This window comes from Candidatus Methylomirabilota bacterium, assembly GCA_028870115.1.
Lineage (GTDB): Bacteria > Methylomirabilota > Methylomirabilia > Methylomirabilales > Methylomirabilaceae > Methylomirabilis.
The window spans coordinates 1-2,510 of the sequence record JAGWQH010000114.1 but is presented as its reverse complement, the minus strand read 5'-3'; the positions used below and the strand labels follow the sequence as shown (position 1 = coordinate 2,510).

Genomic DNA, 2,510 nt, shown 5'->3' with positions numbered 1-2,510 from the left:
GACCGTCTCGGCCACCTCGCGGTCAGTGGTCATCCCCTCTTGAGTCTTCAGCGGTCTCCACGCCTCCTCGGGCAGGACCGTGATCGCCGCTTTGACGGCGGCGCCTTTGTCAGCGCCCATGGCCCAGCGTACGCCTTGCCCAGTCAGATAGGTCATCACGTCATCGGTATAATACTCGGCATCTACCAAGACGGTCTCGATCCGTTTGCCGGAGGGCAGGTTCTGGAAGGCCTGTCGCAGGATCTCTACTCGACCCCCATTGTCATTGCCTTCTTTGAACTCGTAGGCGATGACCAGGCCAAGCTCCTGGAGTGTGGCCAGCACAGGCCGGTAGCCTGTGACGCCGAGGTAGGTCATCTCGGCTTCGCGCTTCTCGGCCGCGATGATGGTAGGATCGACCAGCAGGGTGTACCCCGTGCGGTCATCGTACGTGAGCACCCGCTGGGCAATCGCCGTGTTGACCTGGGCCATCCCCTGGAGGGCCACCCCCGCGCCCCATCCGCTTGAGCCAGTCCTCGATGGCGGAGGAGGAGGGGAGGGGTAGCAGGTCGAGCGCCTGCCGGAGGGTCTGGTCCTCCCGTATCTCTCTGACATCCTCAATGGTCTCCCCCCGCCGTTGTATAGACTGGGGACATAGGTAACACATGTTCGGAGACATGGGTGACACCGTTCAGGCATGATAGGCTCCGAAAGGAGGAGCGCCCATGCCCTGGCAAGAGGTGTCGACAATGTCGTTGCGTCAGGAGTTCGTCACAATGATCCAGCACGGAACGGTCAACCTCAGTGAGGTGTGCCGGCGCTTTCGGATCAGCCGCAAAACCGGCTACAAGTGGCTGGCCCGGTGTGCGGCCGAGGGCGCGGTGGGACTGGCCGACCGCTCGCGTCGGCCGCTGAGGTCGCCCTGGCGGACGTCCGACGCCATGGAGGCGACGGTCCTCGCGTTGCGGGAGGCGCACCCGGCGTGGGGCGGCCGGAAGCTGCAGCGGCGCCTGCGCGATCTGGGCTACCGGGACGTCCCGGCGCCCAGCACGCTCACCGCGATCCTGCACCGGTATGGGCGTATCGATCCGGCGGAGTCGCGAAAGCACACCGCGTTCACCCGCTTTGAACATGCAGCTCCGAATCAGCTCTGGCAGATGGACTTCAAGGGCCATGTGGCGCTGGAGCGCGGACGGTGCCACCCGCTGACGGTGCTGGACGACCACTCGCGCTTCAATCTCGTGTTGCGCGCCTGTGCCAATGAGCAGGGGGAGACGGTCCAGCACGCCTTGACGGCGGCCTTCCGTCGCTATGGCCTGCCCGAGCGCATGACGATGGATCACGGGTCGCCCTGGGGCGCGGATCCGACGCACCCGCTCACGCCAGTGACCGTCTGGCTCATTCGACTGGGGATTGGGGTGAGCCACTCGCGGCCCTACCACCCACAGACCCAAGGCAAGGACGAGCGCTTCCATCGGACCTTGGCGGTAGAATGTCTGCGGGTGCAGCCCTTGCGGGACCTCGCCCAGTGTCAGGACCGATTCGACGGCTTTCGCCAGAGCTATAACTTCGAACGCCCCCATGAGGCTCTGGGGCTGGCGGTCCCGGCCAGCCGCTATCAGCCGAGCCTGCGGGCGTTCCCTGAGGTGCTGCCCCCGATCGAGTACGGCCCTGGCGACGCCGTCCGGAAAGTGCAAGCCAAAGGGGAGTTGTTCTACCGGGGGCAGGTCTTTCGCGTGAGCAAAGCGTTGCGCGGCTCCCCTGTGGCGTTGCGCCCGACCCCCGTCGATGGACGTCTGGCCGTGTATTTTTGTCATTACCGCGTCACCGAGATCGATCTCCGTTACCCCGAGGAGCAATCCTAATGTGTTACCCATGTCCCCGAACACCTGTTACCCTTGACTCCGGTCTATACAAAAATGGGGGTAGGGGGATTTGGCGTGCCGGGCGCGGGGTGTGAAGTGCGAATCCTATTCATCGGTGACATGATCGGGAAGCCGGGTCGTGAGATCGTGGCGTCAGTATTGCCGCGCTTGGTCGAGGAGCAGAAGATCGATCTCGTCATTGCGAATGGCGAAAACCTGGCTGGCGGCTTCGGTGTCACAGGCGCGGTGGCTGAAGAGATGTTTGCTCTCGGTATTGATCTCCTGACCTCCGGGAACCACCTCTGGGACAAAAAGGAGGTCGAAGAGTACATCTCGAAGAAGGAGCGACTCCTGCGACCGGCCAACTATCCGGAGTCGGCGCCGGGTAGGGGAAGCCTGGTGGTAGACCGAGGTGGCTGTATCGTGGGAGTGCTCAATCTGCAGGGACGGGCGTTTATGCCGACGCTTGATTGTCCGTTCCGAGTGGCTGACCGTGAGATCGGCAGGTTGCGTCGAGAGACGACACTGATCTTCGTCGATTTTCATGGTGAGGCGACAGCAGAGAAGCAGGCCTTCGCCTGGTATGTCGATGGACGGGTATCTGCCGTGATCGGCTCCCACACGCATGTCCAGACCGCTGATGAGCGGATTCTTCCTGGAGGGACG

At 63.3% G+C, this 2,510-nt stretch carries 3 protein-coding genes; 2 read left to right on the top strand and 1 reads right to left on the bottom strand.

Going from position 1 to position 2,510, the window contains the following annotated elements; translation table 11 throughout:
* Positions 1-594 (bottom strand): transposase (locus KGL31_13945; protein ID MDE2322984.1); only part of this gene is annotated, 594 nt, incomplete at its 3' end.
* 110 nt (positions 595-704) lie between these two features.
* On the opposite strand from KGL31_13945, the gene KGL31_13940 reads away from it, so the two are divergent.
* The gene (locus KGL31_13940; GenBank protein ID MDE2322983.1) at positions 705-1,844 is read left to right on the top strand and encodes an IS481 family transposase; all 1,140 of its coding nucleotides are present in this window, start codon (positions 705-707) and stop codon (positions 1,842-1,844) included.
* Positions 1,845-1,940: 96 nt separating this feature from the next.
* On the top strand, positions 1,941-2,510 hold a 570-nt coding region (locus KGL31_13935), incomplete at its 3' end, for a YmdB family metallophosphoesterase (protein MDE2322982.1).

Bases quoted from the DNA above. Each gene is read 5' to 3' on its own strand.
- KGL31_13940 (MDE2322983.1), top strand. From the start codon at position 705: ATGCCCTGGCAAGAGGTGTCGACAATGTCGTTGCGTCAGGAGTTCGTC.